This window comes from Stenotrophomonas sp. Ker107b (assembly GCF_053847245.1).
Map to the genome: position 1 here is coordinate 110595 of NZ_JBSPHX010000002.1, position 16068 is coordinate 126662.

Below are 16068 nucleotides of genomic sequence, written 5' to 3' on the forward strand. Positions count from 1 at the left end.
GGCGAAGGTCGCTGGCGGGGCGGAACGGGCTGCAAGGCCCCGGACGGCGCGCGGTTCCTTCGTTCCTCAATGCCCCTACGCAATGAGGACACGTTCCAATGACCACTGTTACCAATTTGGGTTTTCCGCGCATCGGCGCCAAGCGCGAACTCAAGCGCGCGCTCGAAGCCTTCTGGTCCGGCGAGAGCACCGCCGCGTCGCTGCAGGACACCGCGGCCGAGCTGCGTGAACGCCACTGGCAACTGCAGCGCGAGGCCGGCGTGGATGTGCCGCCGAGCAACGATTTCAGCCTGTATGACCAGGTGCTGGATGCGGCCTTCCTGTTCGATGCGATCCCGAGCCGCTACCGCGCGCTCGTCGATGCCGAGCCGCTGAGGGGCTACTTCGCGATGGCGCGTGGCCTGCAGCGCGATGGCATCGACCTGCATGCGCTGGAAATGACCAAGTGGTTCGACACCAACTACCACTATCTGGTGCCCGAACTGCATGCCGGCCAGACCTTCGCGGTGCGCGGCGACAAGCCGCTGGCCGAGTACCGCCAGGCCAAGGCGCTGGGGATCGAGACCCGTCCGGTGCTGATCGGCCCGGTGACCTTCCTGCGGCTGTCCAAGACCACCGATGGCAGCAACGCGCTGGACCTGCTCGATGCGCTGCTGCCGGTGTACGTGCAGTTGCTGGGCGAACTCAAGGCCGCCGGCGCGGCGTGGGTGCAGCTGGATGAGCCGCTGCTGGTGCAGGACCTGGACGAGGCCACACGTGCTGCCTTCGAGCATGCCTACGCCGTACTGGCCCAGGCTGCGCGCCCCAAGGTGCTGGTGGCGACGTACTTTGGTGCGCTGGACGACAACCTCGCGCTGGCCGCCTCGCTGCCGGTCGATGGCCTGCATGTGGATCTGGTCCGTGCGCCGGAACAGCTCGATGCGGTGATCAAGGCGCTGCCGGCCGGTCGCGTGCTGTCGGCCGGCCTGGTCAACGGCCGCAACATCTGGCGCACCCATCTGGACAACGCCCTGGTGCTGGCGCGCTACGCGCACGGCCATGTCGGCAGCGATGCGCTGTGGCTGGCGCCGTCGTGTTCGCTGCTGCATACCCCGGTCGATCTGGACCACGAAAAGAAGCTCGATGACGAACTGCGCAGCTGGCTGGCGTTCTCCCGGCAGAAGCTCGGCGAGCTGCGCGTACTGGCCGACGCGATCGATGCGCCGGCACGTGCTGAAGCACCGCTGGCCCACTCGCGTGCGTGCATCGAATCGCGCCGTCGTTCGCCGCGCGTGCACAACCCGGCCGTCGCCGCGCGTCTTTCCTCGCTGACCCCGGCCGATGCACAGCGCCACAGCCGCTACCCGCAACGCCACCTCGCCCAGGCCGCCGCGCTGAAGCTGCCGCGCTTCCCGACCACCACGATCGGTTCGTTCCCGCAGACACTGGAGGTGCGTGAGGCGCGCGCCCGCAACAAGTCCGGCAAGCTCTCCGATGCGGACTACGATGCGTTCCTGGCCACCCAGACCGAGCACTGCGTGCACGTGCAGGAGCAGATCGGGCTGGACGTGCTGGTGCACGGCGAGTTCGAGCGCAACGACATGGTCGAGTACTTCGGCGAGCAGCTCGATGGCTTTGCCTTCACCAAGAATGGCTGGGTGCAGAGCTACGGCTCGCGCTGCGTGAAGCCGCCGGTGATCTTCGGCGATGTGACCCGTCCGCAGCCGATGACAGTGCGCTGGTCGCAGTATGCGCAGTCGCTCACGCAGCGGCCGATGAAGGGCATGCTGACCGGCCCGGTGACGGTGCTGCAGTGGTCGTTCGTACGCGACGACCAGTCCCGCGCGGACACCTGTCGCCAGATCGCACTGGCGCTGCGCGATGAAGTGACCGACCTGGAAGCGGCCGGCATCGGCGTGATCCAGATCGACGAGCCGGCGATCCGTGAAGGCCTGCCGCTGCGCCGTGCCCAGTGGCGCGAGTACCTGGACTGGGCGGTGGAAGCGTTCCGGATCAGTGCCAGCGGCGTGCGCGATGCGACCCAGATCCACACGCACATGTGCTATTCCGAGTTCAACGACATCATCCACTCGGTGGCTGCGATGGACGCGGACGTGATCTCGATCGAAACCTCGCGCTCGCGCATGGAGCTGCTGGATGCCTTCGTGCGCTTCCAGTATCCCAACGAGATCGGGCCGGGCGTGTACGACATCCACTCCCCGCGCGTGCCGGACAAGGCCGAGATGCTGGCCCTGCTGCGCAAGGCCGCCGAGGTGCTGCGACCGGAGCAGATCTGGGTCAACCCGGATTGCGGCCTGAAGACCCGCGGCTGGCCGGAAACCCGTGCCGCGCTGGAAGCGCTGGTGGCCGCCGCGCGCGAACTGCGCGAGGAGACCGCCGACGCCAACGCCGCCTGATACGACCTTTGTAGACAGCCCCAAGGACCCCATCGCCGCCGTTGCCGGCGGTGGGGTCGACGAGAAACGCATGAACCCGACACACCTGACACCGATCGACCGCCCTACCTTGTCCCTGCCCGACGGGCACACCAGACTGCTGCTGCATTCGTGCTGCGCGCCGTGTTCGGGCGAGGTCATGGAGGCGATCACCGCCTCCGGCATCGACTACACGATCTTCTTCTACAACCCCAACATCCACCCGGTGAAGGAATACGAACTGCGCAAGCAGGAGAACATCCGCTTCGCCGAGAAGCATGGCGTGCCGTTCGTCGACGCCGACTACGACACCGACACCTGGTTCTCGCGTGCGCGCGGCCTGGAGAACGAACCCGAGCGCGGCATCCGCTGCACGATGTGCTTCGACATGCGTTTCGTGCGTACTGCGCTGTACGCGCACGAGAACGGCTTTGCGGTGATCAGCAGCTCGCTGGGCATTTCGCGCTGGAAGGACATGAACCAGATCAACGATTGTGGCCACCGCGCCGCCGCACACTACCCGGGCATCCAGTACTGGGATTACAACTGGCGCAAGGGCGGCGGTGCCGCGCGGATGGTGGAGATCAGCAAGCGCGAGCAGTTCTACCAACAGGAATACTGCGGCTGCGTGTACTCACTGCGCGACGCCAACCGCCACCGTCGCGAGACCGGCCGCGAGCGGATCAAGCTGGGCGTGCTGTATTACGGCGATGGCACCTCCAAGCAGGGCGACGCCGACTGACCGTTGCGGGGGTGTCGGCTAGACTGGGCGCCCCCACAGCCGTGAAGCCGCCATGAGCCGTTACCCCGCCGATGTCGCGTTGGTCGTGATCGACCTGCAGCCGGACTTCATGCCCGGTGGCGCACTGGCCTGCGTGGACGGCGATGCGATCGTGCCGGACATTGCCGCCCTGCTCGCCGAACGCCGGTACGCCACCGTGGTGGCGACCCAGGACTGGCACCCGGCCGACCACGCCTCCTTTGCCAGCCAGCACCCGGGGCATCTCCCGTTCGAAGCGATCCTGCTGCACGCCCAGCCGCAGACCCTGTGGCCGGCCCACTGCGTACAAGGCAGTGACGGCGCGGTGCTGCACCCGGGCGTGGACTGGACGGTGGCCGACCTGATCCTGCGCAAGGGCACCCGGCGTGAGGTGGACTCGTACAGCGCGTTCCGCGAGAACCATGGGCCCGATGGCACCCGCCCCGCGACCGGCCTGGCCGGGTGGCTGCACGAACGCGGCATCCGCGAGGTGCATGTGTGCGGCCTGGCGCGCGACTACTGCGTTCTGTGGAGCGCGCAGGACGCGGTGAAGTCCGGGTTCCGGGTCAAGTTTCATTGGGCACTGACCCGGCCGGTGACCGAGGCCAACGATGGGATGGTGCGCGAGGCGTTGGCCAAGGCGAAGATCGCGGTCATCTGACGGGCGAACCCGGGCGCCGGCCAGAAAGCGTACCGACCAACGGTCGGTACCTACCGGTCAGCGGAACACGACCGTGCGATGCCCGTTGCGCAGGATGCGGTGCTCCACATGCCGCCGTACCGCGCGCGCCAGTACCTGCGATTCGGTATCGCTGCCCAGCCGCACCAGATCGCGCGGTGTCATCGCATGGTCCACGCGCGCCACGTCCTGCTCGATGATCGGGCCTTCGTCCAGATCCGGGGTCACATAGTGCGCGGTGGCGCCGATGATCTTGACCCCGCGCGCGTGCGCCTGGTGATACGGCTGCGCGCCTTTGAAGCTGGGCAGGAAGCTGTGGTGGATGTTGATCGCACGCCCGGCCAAGGCCTCGCACAGGCGCGGCGACAGAATCTGCATGTAACGCGCCAGCACCACCAGGTCGATCTGCTCGCGCTCGACCAGATCGATGATCTGCTGCTCCTGTACGGCACGGTTGTCCGCGTTGACCGGCAGGTGATGGAACGGCACCCCATAGGAGCCGGCCAGGGCAGCGAAGTCCTCGTGATTGGAGGCCACCGCCGCGATGTCCACCTGCAGCTGCCGGCTGTGCGCGCGGAACAGCAGGTCGTTGAGGCAATGCCCCTGCTTGCTCACCAGCACCAGCAGGCGCGCACGGCGGCGGGCGTCATGCAGCTGCCAGTCCATCCCGAACTCGGCGGCCAGCGTGGCCATGCGGGCTTCCACGTCGCCCAGCGACTGCTCGGCGGCACGGTCAAAATGCACGCGCAGGAAGAACCGGCCGCTCTCGTCGTCGCCGAACTGCTGGGCATCGAGGATGTTGCAGCCCAGCTCGAACAGCAGGCCGGACACACGGTAGACGATCCCGGTACGGTCCGGGCATGACAGGGTGAGGATGGAATCGGGGCGCATCCTTTCAAGTGTAAAGGAGCGCCCGGATCCGCGGCACGGTTGCTCTCACCTGCAACCATTCGGCAAGGCCATCCGGGTTACCGCGGCGGATGCACCGTCCACGCCACCAGGCGCATCACCACCGGGCGCACCATGAGCACGCAACAGAACGCGGTCGGCATCGCCAACTGGTAGGCGCCAAGCACGCGCGCGGGGTAGTCCGCGCCCACGCCGGCATTGGCAGCCGTGATCACCAGGCACATCAGCATGGCCATGATCGAGGCCATGAAGAAGGCGAACACGAATGGGGTAGCGCGGGCGCCGAGCTTCCAGCGGCGCATCGCCACAGCCTGGGGAGCGGTCATGCGTAGGGTTCCTTTGATCAGGCAACCGGCGGTTGCGGGACCGGCACGATAGCCAGCGCCCGGACGGCCCGGTAGACCGCGCCGGCTTGGCGCTTTATAAAGCAATTCGTTGTAATGACCATGGAAAATGGCCTTCAGCATGAACATTCTCCAGTCAATCCGCAGTTTCATCCGCACCGCCGATGCCGGCAGCCTGGCTGCGGCCGCGCGCACGCTGGGCATCAGCCCTGCTGCGGTCGGGCAGAACATTGCCCGGCTCGAAGCCCACCTTGGCGTGCGCCTGCTCAACCGCACCACCCGCCAGCTGGCGCTGACCGAGCGCGGCGCGGTCTATCTCGCCCAGGTGCGCCACATCGAGCGTGACCTGCAGCGGGCACAGGCCGCCGTGACCGATCTGGATGCCACGCCCGAAGGCCGGCTGCGCATCGCCAGCAGCGCGGCTTTCGGCCGTCATGTGCTGGCGCCGCTGATGCCCGCATTGCAGGCACGCTATCCACGGCTGGCGATCGAACTGCTGCTGGCCGACCGCAGCGTCGACCACGCGCATGAAGACGTGGACGTAAGCATCCGCATCGAGCCGCAGCTGGAGGAAGGCCTGGTGGCGCGGCCCATCGCGCAGGTGCCGTTCGTGGTCTGCGCGGCACCGTCGTATCTCGCGCGTGCCGGTATCCCGCTTACGCCAGAGGCGCTGCGCGAGCATCGCTGCCTCTTGTTCCGTTATCCGCTGGATGGGCGCTACCTGCGCTGGGGTTTCGTGCGCGAAGGCATGCGCTTCGATGCCGAGGTGACCCCGGCACTGGCCAGTGATGACATCGACGCGCTGGCCGCGATGGCGGTGGCCGGTGGCGGCATTACCCGGCTGGCGGCATTCGTGGCTGCGCCCTATCTCGCGCGCGGCGAACTGCAGGCGCTGTTCGAACCCGGCGATGCGCAGAGCGCCCAGGCCTCACCGGAACCGATGCGGTTGTTCCTGTGCGTCAGCGATCGCCGTGATCTGACCCCGAAGGTGCGGGCGCTGATGCAGCACATCATCGACGGGCTGCCGCCGGCGTGGCGGGTGGACGTCGGCTGAGCGCAGGGGCACCCGGGATGCCGGCCAGCGGCCGGCACCCCCTTCCGCGTGTCAGCGTTCCGGCGCGACGAACACACCGCGGGCTTCACGCGGTTCACAGCGCAGGTACTGCGGTGCCGGAGCGACCGAATCGCCCAGTGCCGCGGCGGCGTGCCACGGCCAGCGCGGGTCGTAGAGGATGCCGCGGGCCAGCGCGATCGCATCGGCATGGCCATGGCGCAGGATCGATTCGGCCTGCGAGGGCTCGGTGATCAGGCCCACGGCGATGACCGGCATGCGCAGCTTGTGCGCCTTGATCGCCTGCGCGAACGGCACCTGGTAGCCCGGCGACAGCGGAATCTGCTGGCGCGGGTCGTTGCCGCCGCTGGACACATGCAGGAACTGGCAACCGCGCGCATCCAGCACATGCGCCAGCGTCGTGGTCTGTTCGATATCCCAGCCGCCGGCCACCCAGTCGCTGGCGGAGATGCGCACACCCACCGCGATGCGATCGGAGACGGCCTCGCGCACCGCATCGAACACGCGCACCAGCAGGCGCATGCGGTTCTCCAGCGAGCCACCGTAGTCGTCCTCGCGGCGGTTGCTCAGCGGCGACAGGAACTGGTGCAGCAGGTAGCCGTGCGCGGCGTGCAGTTCGATCAGGTCCATGCCGACGCGTTCGGCGCGACGGGCCGCAGCCGCGAAGGCCTCCACCACGGCATCGATACCGGCCAGGTCCAGTTCGGTCGGCGTCGGATCGGTCTTGGCGAACGGCAGCGCGGACGGCGCGACCGTGGGCCACGCACCCGGATCGGACGGGTCCATCGCACCGCCGCCTTCCCACGGCTTGTTGACCGAGGCCTTGCGGCCAGCATGGCCCAGCTGCACGCCCAGCGGCATCGGCGACCACTGCTTGACCGAGGCCACGACCGAGGCCAGCGCGGCTTCGGTGGCGTCATCCCACAGGCCCAGATCGGCCCAGCTGATGCGGCCTTCCGGCAGCACGGCAGTGGCTTCCAGGATCAGCAGGCCGGCGCCGGACTGCGACAGCTGCCCCAGATGGATGCGGTGCCAGTCATTGGCGAGCCCGTCGGTGCAGGAGTACTGGCACATCGGCGCGATCACGATGCGGTTGGGCAGGGTCAGCGGGCCGAAGGGGATGGAGGAGAAGAGCTGGCTCAAGGGGGGAACTCGGGAAGAGGAAATGGAACCGGACGCCATTGCACTCCTGTGCGGCGGCGGAGGCAACCGTGCCAATGGATCAGTGTTTCGTAGCGGCTCAGGCGGCGGCGGTTCCCGGCAGCAGGAAGGCCAGCGCCTCGGCGCAGGATTGGTCGACTTTCAGGCTCAGCAGGGCGTCGGCGCGGGTAAGGCCACGGTTGAGCGCAGCGATCGGCACCCCGGCCTGCGCGGCCGCCTGCACGAAGCGGAATCCGGAATAGACCATCAGCGAGGAGCCGACCACCAGCACCGCATCGGCCCGCTGCAGATGGTCGTGGACGGTGGCGACCCGCTCGCGCGGCACGCTTTCACCGAAGAACACCACGTCCGGCTTGAGCACGCCGCCGCAGGCCGGGCAGGCCGGCACCTGGAAGGCGGAGAAATCCATCTCCAGATCGGCATCGCCGTCGGGCGCCTGTCCGGCCTCCAGATGCTCCCAGCCGGGGTTGAGCGCCAGCAGCCGGTACTGGAACGCCTCGCGCGGGGTGCGTGCTTCACAGCCCATGCAGCGCACCTGGTCCAGCCGCCCATGCAGATCGATCACCGCCTCGCTCCCGGCCCGTTGATGCAGGCGGTCGACGTTCTGGGTGAGCAGCAGTTCGACCTGGCCCCGGGCTTCCAGCGCGGCGAGCGCGGCATGCGTGCCGTTCGGCTGGGCCCACCCGAACCGGGGCCAGCCCAGCAGGCTGCGCGCCCAATAACGCTGGCGGGTGGCCAGCTCGCCCATGAAGGCCTGGTAGGTGACCGGCGGCGTCCGCTTCCACTGCCCATCGGCATCGCGGTAATCCGGGATGCCCGAATCGGTGCTGCAGCCTGCGCCGGTCAGCACGAACAGGCGCTGGGCGCGGTCGATGAACTCGGCGAGGGGTGTGCTCATGATCAGCAGATGGGGGCGCAGGGACAGAGAGGCAATCGCTGCCCGCTTACGGGCCCGGGATGTCACCCGGCAGCGACGGGACGCTGGTCGGGTGGCCGTCGGCATCCAGCGCGATCATCACGAAGTGCCCGCGCGTGCACAGCTTGCGCTCACCGGTGTGGAGGTCTTCGGCGATCAGTTCGACCTCCACCTTCATCGAGCTGCGGCCCACTTCAACGATGCGGCCCACGGTCTCCACCATCTGGCCGATGCGGATCGGCAGCTTGAAATCGACCTGGTCCGAGCGCGCGGTGACCACGGTGCGGCGGGAGTAACGGGCGGCGGCCAGGAACGCCGCCTTGTCCATCCAGGCCAATGCCTGGCCACCGAACAGGGTGCCCAGGTGATTGGTGTGGTTGGGGAACACGATCTCGGCCATGCGGACTTCGATGGGCGGGATGGTTTCAGGGATGGGGGTCATGGCGGGGGCCGGGAATGCTGTGGGATGGCGCGGATGATACGACAGGGGGTGGTTGGGCGCGTAGAGCTTGGGGCGCTTCCTTTTCTATCGGCTTGAGGAGGTCGGAGGCCCCTTTGCTGGACGCGCCGTAAATACTCGTAAGCGGCATCCATGCCGCTTTACGGTCCTGCAAAGGGACCCCCGACCTCCTCTAGATAGTTTGCTTATGCGCGGTGGGGAGAGCGGCTTTGGCGAGTGCTTACGCCACGTGGTGTGGGAGAGGAAGAGCAGCCGAGCATGGCTCGGCTCTACACGACGTGTTGATACCAAGGTCTTCATTGATAGTCAGCGCACGTTGGTAGCAACCGCCTTTCCAACCGCAATGGAAGATCCATGGGAAGTGACCCGGGTAGGCGAATGCAGGACCGTTGGGCCGCATGGATGCGGCCCACGAGCCCACACGGACGTGTTCACGGCGGGTCCAGCATTCGCCTGCCCGGGTCACTTCTACTCGCAGCATCCGGACGCCAACGCTCTTGCTTCAACGCTTCAACGCTTCAACGCTTCAACGCTTAAGCGAGTAAAGCGGGAAACGGAAAAGCCCCGGAACATGTCCGGGGCTTTTCGACATCACGACGTGAGCGTCAGATCAGAACGACATGTCGAACGACACTTCGCCCTTCACGCCCACCTGGTAGGCCGACGAACGACGCTCGAAGAAGTTGGTCAACTCCTGCACATCCTGCAGCTCCATGAAGCTCAGCGGATTGCGCACGTTGTACTTCTTCTCCATGCCCAGGCGATGGAAATGATTGTCCGCGCAATGCTGCAGATACTGGCGCATATCACGCGTCGAAATGCCCGCCACACCACCCGACAGCACGTCCTCGGCGAACTGCACTTCGCACTCGATCGCATCGGCCAGCATGTCGTAGACCTCCTGCTTCATCGCATCGTCGAACAGGTCCGGCTCTTCCTCGCGGATCACGTCCACGCACTCGAACGCGAACTCCATGTGCGCGCTCTCGTCGCGGAACACCCAGTTGGTGCCCGAGGCCAGACCGTTGAGCAGACCGCGCGAACGGAAGTAGTAGACGTAGGCGAAGGCCGCGAAGAAGAACAGGCCCTCGATGCACGCCGCGAAGCAGATCTGGTTGAGCAGGAACTGGCGACGCTCGTCACGGGTCTCGATGCGCTTCAGGTTCTGGATCGAGTCGATCCACTTGAAGCAGAAGTCCGCCTTCTTCTTGATCGAATCGATGTTCTCCACCGCGTCGAACGCCTTGGCGCGCTCGTCCGGATCCGGCAGGTAGTTATCGAGCAGGGTCAGGTAGAACTGCACGTGCAGCGCTTCTTCGTACAGCTGGCGCGACAGGTACATGCGCGCTTCCGGCGCGTTCAGATGCTGATACAGGTTCAGCACCAGATTGTTGGACACGATCGAATCGCCGGTGGCGAAGAACGCGACGAGGCGGTGGATCAGGTGGCGCTCGCCCGGCGACATCTTGCCGTGCAGGTCGCTGATGTCGATCTGGAAGTTGATTTCCTCGACCGTCCAGGTGTTCTTGATCGCGTTGCGATACATGTCATAGAACTGCGGGTAGCGCATCGGGCGCAACGTCAGTTCAAAACCTGGATCGAGCAGCATTTGAGCAGGCTTGTCGGCCATGGTGTTTCGTCCTTCTTGGCGACTGCCGACCAACGGTCGGTAGCTACCGAATGTGTGATGTTCCGTCCGTGCACCCGGCGGTGCCGGCCCGATGGGCCGGCACGCCTTGTTTACTGGCACGCCTCGCAGCTTTCCGGGTTTTCCAGCGAGCAGGCGACGGCTTCGACCGGGGTGTAGCTGCTGACGGTCGTCTTGGCGATCTTGGTCGCCGGGCGCGAACGCAGGTAGTACGTGGTCTTGATGCCCTGCTTCCAGGCGTACATGTACATGGAGGACATCGCGCCGATGTTCGGGCTTTCCATGAACAGGTTGAGCGAGGCGGACTGGTCGATGAACGCACCGCGCTCGGCGGCCATGTCGATCAGCGAACGCATCGGCAGTTCCCAGGCGGTGCGGTACACATGGCGCAGCGTTTCCGGGATCTGGGTGATGCCCTGGATGGAGCCTTCGGCCAGCTTGATCGCGTCGCGCATTTCCGGCGTCCAGTGGCCGAGCTTCTTCAGCTCGTTCACCAGGTAACGGTTGACCTGCAGGAAGTCGCCGGACAGCGTTTCGCGCTTGAACAGGTTGGACACCTGCGGCTCGACGCACTCGTAGCAACCGGCGATCGAGGCGATGGTGGCGGTCGGGGCGATCGCGATCAGCAGCGAGTTGCGCAGGCCGTGTTCCTTGATGCGCTCACGCAGGGCATCCCAACGCGCGGTGTCTTCGGGCACCACGTTCCAGGCATCGAACTGCAGCTCGCCGCTGGCGGCACGGGTGTCGGCGAAGGACGGATGCTTGCCGCGTTCCTGGGCCAGCTCGCACGAGGTTTCCAGCGCGTGGAAGTAGATCGCTTCGGCGATCTTCTTCGACAGCGCGCGGGCTTCGGCACTGTCAAAGGCCAGGCGCTTGCGGAAGAACACGTCCTGCAGGCCCATGCAGCCCAGGCCGACCGGACGCCAGCGCAGGTTGCCGCGGCGGGCGGTTTCGATCGGGTAGAAGTTCAGGTCGATCACGCGGTCGAGCTGGCGCACAGCCAGGCGCACGGTGTCGGCCAGCTTGTCGAAATCGAACTCGCCGTGGGCATCGAAATGGTTGCCCAGGTTGATCGAGCCCAGGTTGCACACCGCGGTCTCTTCGGCCGAGGTGATTTCCAGGATTTCGGTGCACAGGTTGGACAGGTGGATCACGTTGCCCGGACGCAGGGTCTGGTTGCTGGCGCGGTTGCACTTGTCCTTGAAGGTCATCCAGCCGTTGCCGGTCTCGGCCAGGGTACGCATCATCCGCGAGTACAGCTTGCGTGCGGAGATTGTGCGCTGGGCCTTGCCCTGGGTTTCGGCCTGCAGGTAAGCCTGCTCGAAGGCTTCACCGAACAGATCGGTGAACTCGGGCACCACGCTCGGATCGAACAGCGACCATTCCTGGTCGGCCTCGACGCGCTGCATGAACAGGTCCGGGATCCAGTTGGCCAGATTCAGGTTGTGCGCACGACGCGATTCGTCACCGGTGTTGTCACGCAGCTCGAGGAAATCCTCGATATCGGCATGCCAGGTTTCCAGGTACACACAGGCCGCGCCCTTGCGCTTGCCGCCCTGGTTGACCGCCGCCACGGACGAATCCATGGTCTTCAGCCACGGCACGATGCCGTTGGAATGACCGTTGGTCGACTTGATCAGCGAACCGCGCGAACGCACGCGGCTGTAGCTGACGCCGATGCCGCCGCTGAACTTGGAGAGCTGGGCGATATCGCCGTACTTGGCGTAGATCGACTCCAGCGAATCCTGCGGCGAATCCAGCAGGAAGCACGAGGACAGCTGCTCATGCGTGGTGCCGGAGTTGAACAGGGTCGGGCTGGACGGCAGGTAATCCAGATTGCCCATGCGCTTGTACAGCGCCAGGGCTTCGGGCACGTCTTCGCTCAAGGCGCTGGCGATGCGCAGGAAGAACTGCTGCGGGGTCTCGATCACCTTGCGGGTGTGCGGATGACGCAGCAGGTAACGGTCGTACAGGGTGCGCAGGCCGAAGTAATCGAAATGCAGGTCCAGGGTCGGATCGATCGCGTCGTTGAGCTTGCGCGCGTTGACCTGCACGAAGTCGAGCAGGCGCGCGTTGATCAGGCCCACTTCGTGGCCGCGGCCGACCGACTGCGAGAACGCATGGATTTCCTGGCCGGACACTTCCTTGGCGATGAAGTTGGCCAGCAGGCGCGCGGCCAGGCGACCGTACTCCGGCTCCTCACCGATCAGCAGCGCCGAGGTGCGGATCGACAGTTCGTCCAGCTCCTGGGTCGTGGCGCCGTTGTACAGGCCGGAGATGGTGCGGGTCGCCACACGCATCGGATCGACCGCATGCAGACCCTCGGCGCAGCGCTGTACCGCGCGCACGATCTTGTTCAGGTCCACCAGTTCGGTCGTGCCGTTGCGCTTGGTCACGCTCATGGCGGTCGCCGTCGGCGGCGAGGTCAGCAGGAACTCGCTTTCCTTATCGATGTCAGTGCTGGTTTCGATGCTCACGGCGTTTTCCTCTGGGCGTGATTGGAAGTGGTACAGCGTCGCCTGCATTGCAGGCCGAACCGGCGCACGGATCTACAGGGTGGACCTGCGGCGTCGCAGGAGCCGCGACAGCGCAGGCAGGCCTGCGGGCGGATTCCCCTGCGTCACCGGTCCTCTCCCCCGGAGAGTCGTGCGACCGGCACCACACGCTGTACGTGAGTGCGGTTGTCAGTAGGTCTTCAGGCCATCGGCGTGAAGGCGATACACCCGTCGACTTGTGGTCGGCGGGACCGACGGCCACAAGATAGTGGGGGTACCAGGTGTCGTCAACGCCAAATGTAGTGAATTTCCCTAATCCCTTGTGGCGCAAGGACCGTGCCGGAAAGGCGTCCGACGAACGGTCTGGACCTGTCGAAAGCGAGTGCGCAGTCAAGGGCAGATGGCCGGATTGTCCTCCTCGAAAACAGAACAACGGCCGCTCACACCGCCCTAACGAATGGCCGCCGGTCAGGGTGACTTCCGACCCGCGCCGGGGGTGGCCCCGGGGTGCCACGCTCCGATACGCCTCCTTTATATGAACGCGACCATGCGCCTGCCCCTGATCGGCTGTCTGATGTTGGGCCTGACCGTGGCCGGTACCGCCGCGGCGGGCGAGAGCAAAGGCCCGCAGCTCTCCTCGCGCCAGTGCGGGGTGAGCACGCCTTACAACGTGCTGGTGGACAGCGGCGGGATCTGGCTGCGCAACCGCGAGCAGGTGCCGGCGGAGATTTTCTTCCACGACGGCGAGCTGAACATCGATCGCCAGCCGATCCCGGTCAGCGACGCCGACGCCCAGCGCCTGCGCCAGCTGGAATGGGGCACCCGCCAGTTGGTGCCTGCGGTGGCGGGGGTGGCCGGCGAGGCCACGGACATCGCCTTCGACGCGCTGGGGGCCACGGTGGAGATCATGACCGGCAGCCGCCGCAAGGCGCGCGAGGTGGACGGGCTGCGCAAGGATGCCCATGCGTACGTCGGCCGTACCCTCGGCCGCGGTATCTGGGAGCAGGACCTGTTCGGCGAGCAGTTCGAGGCGCGCATCGAGCAGGCCGCCGAGTCGATGTCGGCCTCGCTCGCCCGCGGCGTGATGTGGACGATGCTGACCGGCGGCTCGGGCCGGATCGAAGCCCGCGCCGAGAAGATGGAGGCCGACCTGGAGCGCCGCATGGAGGCGCGTGGGCAGGCGCTGGAGGCACAGGCCCAGTCGCTGTGCACCCAGGTGCTGGCGCTGGATGCGATCCAGCAGTCGCTGGAGGTGCGCTACCAGGGCAAGCCGCTGGCGATGATGGTGATGGACCGCGAGGAAGACGCGGCCGCGCCGATCGCGCACGAACAGCCGCGCGGGGCGGCGTTGGTGCTGCCCCCGTTGTAGAGAGCATCCACGCATGGCGTGGATCTACATTGCGGCCTATCCACGCCCGGCGCGGAGTTACGCGCGGTGCGGGGTGCCCAGGTACTCGGCGCTCTGCATTTCGATCAGGCGCGAGGCGGTACGTTCGAACGCGCCCTGCAGGCGGATGCCCGAATACAGCCCAACCGGTGAATCGGTCGCGGTGCAGACCAGGTTGACGTGGCGGTCGTACAGCTCGTCGATCAGGTTGACGAAGCGGCGCGCGGCATCTTCGTTGAGTGTGTCGAAGTGCGGGATGTCGCCGAGTAGCACGGTGTTGAACTCGTGCGCGATCTCGATGTAATCCGAGGGGCCACGCGGGCCTTCGCACAGCGCCTTGAAATCGAACCAGACGATGCTCTTGCCGCGGCCACGCACCGGGATCTTGCGCGCTTCGATCTCGATGTTGCCCGCCTTGGCCGGCTGCCCACCGCTGAGCTCGGCCCAGCGGCCGGCCAGCCAGGCATCGCTGCCGGCATCGATCGGGGACTGGTACACCGGCGAGCGGGTCAGCGCGCGCATGCGGTAATCCTCGGTGCCTTCGGCGTACAACTCCACGCAGTAGGTCTGCAGCAGCCCGATCGCGGGCAGGAAGCTGTCGCGCTGCAGGCCGTTGAGGTACAGGTTTTCCACCGCCGTGTTGGAGGTGGTCACCAGGGTCACGCCCTCGGCGAACATCCGCTCGAGCAGGCGCGCCAGCAGCATCGCATCGCCGATGTCGGTGACGAAGAATTCGTCCAGCACCAGCACGCGCAGCTTGCTGCGCCACTCCTGGGCGATCTTCGCCAGTGGATCGCTTTGCCCCTGGTGCTCGCGCAGGCGCTCGTGGATGCCGCGCATGAAGCGGTGGAAATGGGTGCGGTACTTCTGCTCGATCGGCAGGCCGTCGTAAAACAGGTCGACCAGGAAGGTCTTGCCGCGCCCCACCCCGCCCCAGAAGTACAGGCCCTTGACCGGCTCGGGCTTCTTCCAGAACGCGGAGAGGCGATCCAGCCAGCCATCCTGCGCGCTGTCGACCAGTGCGAGGTGGATGCGGTCCAGCTCGGCCAAGGCGGCGTGCTGGGCCGGGTCGTTCTGCCATTCGCCCCGGGCCACGCCATCGGCGTAGCGCTGCGACGGGGTCATCACGGTGTCGCTCATGCCGCGCCGGGGGCGGGGTTGGGCAGCCACTGTTTGACGCCATGGATGAGCGCGCCGCGCAGGTCGACGATCTTGCGGTGGAAGAAGTGGCTGGTATCGGGCATGCGCACCAGTTCGTGCGGGGCGTCCAGGCCGTCCAGCCAGTCATAGACCGCCTGCGGATCGACGATCTCGTCTTCCTCGCCCTGGATCACCAGCCACTGGGCCGGGGGCTGCATGCCCTCGAAGTCCCAGCGCCCGGCGGGCGGCGCGATCGAGATCAACGTGGTCGGCTGCAGGTCGCCCGCGGCGCGCAACGAGACGTACGCACCAAAGCTGAAACCGGCCAGCCACAGGTCCTGGCCCGGCCGCTGTGCACGGACCCAGGCGGCGACGGCCTTGAGGTCGTCCTGCTCGCCCACGCCGTTGTCGAACGTGCCGGCCGAGTCGCCGACGCTGCGGAAGTTGAAGCGCACGGTGGCGATGCCCAGGTCGCGCAGCGCGCGCGCCGCCATGGTCACCACCTTGTTGTGCATGCTGCCGCCCTCGGTGGACAGGGGGTGGCAGACGATCGCCACCACCGGCTGTACCGCGACATCGGCCTCGGGCAGATCAACCACGACATCCAGCGGACCGACCGGTCCGTCCAGCGTCAGCGCACCGCTTTCTTGGGGAAATGGGGGATTGTGCATGGCGTCATAATA

14 protein-coding genes are annotated in these 16068 nt (G+C 66.4%); 5 read left to right on the forward strand and 9 right to left on the reverse strand.

Annotated elements, in window-relative coordinates; translation table 11 throughout:
- Window positions 1–98: 98 nt before the first annotated feature.
- The 3 genes from metE to ACWV8V_RS10545 all read left to right on the forward strand — a co-directional run bounded on the left by metE (window position 99) and on the right by ACWV8V_RS10545 (window position 3835).
- A complete protein-coding gene (gene metE, locus ACWV8V_RS10535; protein ID WP_455899699.1) occupies window positions 99–2396 on the forward strand; it encodes a 5-methyltetrahydropteroyltriglutamate--homocysteine S-methyltransferase in 2298 nt (765 codons plus the stop codon).
- A 70-nt stretch (window positions 2397–2466) separates the two neighbouring features.
- Window positions 2467–3156 carry an epoxyqueuosine reductase QueH gene (locus ACWV8V_RS10540; protein ID WP_259260531.1) on the forward strand — a complete coding sequence of 230 codons (690 nt, stop codon included), beginning with the start codon at window positions 2467–2469 and terminating at the stop codon, window positions 3154–3156.
- A gap of 52 nt (window positions 3157–3208) precedes the next feature.
- Entirely contained in the window at window positions 3209–3835 is a 627-nt protein-coding gene (locus tag ACWV8V_RS10545; protein ID WP_259260532.1) for a nicotinamidase, read from the forward strand.
- 57 nt (window positions 3836–3892) lie between these two features.
- On the opposite strand, the gene purU is transcribed toward ACWV8V_RS10545, so the two are convergent.
- Together purU and ACWV8V_RS10555 are read right to left on the reverse strand one after the other, a co-directional pair.
- Window positions 3893–4744, reverse strand: coding sequence for a formyltetrahydrofolate deformylase (gene purU, locus ACWV8V_RS10550; protein ID WP_121044317.1), 852 nt, complete (start codon window positions 4742–4744; stop codon window positions 3893–3895).
- Window positions 4745–4821: 77 nt separating this feature from the next.
- A complete protein-coding gene (locus ACWV8V_RS10555; RefSeq protein ID WP_123731102.1) occupies window positions 4822–5088 on the reverse strand; it encodes a DUF2798 domain-containing protein in 267 nt (88 codons plus the stop codon).
- Between the two features lie 139 nt (window positions 5089–5227).
- Between ACWV8V_RS10555 and ACWV8V_RS10560 the strand changes: the two genes are divergently transcribed.
- Complete coding sequence (locus ACWV8V_RS10560; RefSeq protein WP_455899700.1) at window positions 5228–6160, forward strand: LysR family transcriptional regulator; 933 nt, start codon at window positions 5228–5230, stop codon at window positions 6158–6160.
- 51 nt (window positions 6161–6211) lie between these two features.
- On the opposite strand, the gene ACWV8V_RS10565 is transcribed toward ACWV8V_RS10560, so the two are convergent.
- The 5 genes from ACWV8V_RS10565 to ACWV8V_RS10585 form a co-directional block, all read right to left on the reverse strand.
- Window positions 6212–7360, reverse strand: coding sequence for an NADH:flavin oxidoreductase/NADH oxidase (locus tag ACWV8V_RS10565; RefSeq protein ID WP_455899701.1), 1149 nt, complete (start codon window positions 7358–7360; stop codon window positions 6212–6214).
- Between the two features lie 58 nt (window positions 7361–7418).
- Complete coding sequence (locus ACWV8V_RS10570) at window positions 7419–8237, reverse strand: NAD-dependent protein deacetylase (protein WP_455899702.1); 819 nt, start codon at window positions 8235–8237, stop codon at window positions 7419–7421.
- A 46-nt stretch (window positions 8238–8283) separates the two neighbouring features.
- Window positions 8284–8697 carry an acyl-CoA thioesterase gene (locus ACWV8V_RS10575; protein WP_019184839.1) on the reverse strand — a complete coding sequence of 138 codons (414 nt, stop codon included), beginning with the start codon at window positions 8695–8697 and terminating at the stop codon, window positions 8284–8286.
- A 628-nt stretch (window positions 8698–9325) separates the two neighbouring features.
- Window positions 9326–10345 carry a ribonucleotide-diphosphate reductase subunit beta gene (locus ACWV8V_RS10580; protein WP_121044332.1) on the reverse strand — a complete coding sequence of 340 codons (1020 nt, stop codon included), beginning with the start codon at window positions 10343–10345 and terminating at the stop codon, window positions 9326–9328.
- A 110-nt stretch (window positions 10346–10455) separates the two neighbouring features.
- Window positions 10456–12840 (reverse strand): ribonucleoside-diphosphate reductase subunit alpha, encoded by a 2385-nt coding sequence (locus ACWV8V_RS10585; RefSeq protein ID WP_259260539.1) that lies wholly within the window; start codon window positions 12838–12840, stop codon window positions 10456–10458.
- A gap of 565 nt (window positions 12841–13405) precedes the next feature.
- Between ACWV8V_RS10585 and ACWV8V_RS10590 the strand changes: the two genes are divergently transcribed.
- Window positions 13406–14227: a DUF2884 family protein gene (locus ACWV8V_RS10590; RefSeq protein WP_455899703.1), complete on the forward strand. Its 822-nt coding sequence runs from the start codon at window positions 13406–13408 to the stop codon at window positions 14225–14227.
- A gap of 57 nt (window positions 14228–14284) precedes the next feature.
- Here ACWV8V_RS10590 and zapE read toward each other — a convergent pair whose 3' ends face one another.
- Both zapE and ACWV8V_RS10600 read right to left on the reverse strand, forming a co-directional pair.
- A complete protein-coding gene (gene zapE / locus ACWV8V_RS10595) occupies window positions 14285–15385 on the reverse strand; it encodes a cell division protein ZapE (protein ID WP_313208897.1) in 1101 nt (366 codons plus the stop codon).
- Entirely contained in the window at window positions 15382–16056 is a 675-nt protein-coding gene (locus ACWV8V_RS10600; protein WP_455899704.1) for an alpha/beta hydrolase, read from the reverse strand. Before ACWV8V_RS10600 ends, zapE begins: the two co-directional genes overlap by 4 nt.
- Between the last annotated feature and the right edge of the window lie 12 nt (window positions 16057–16068).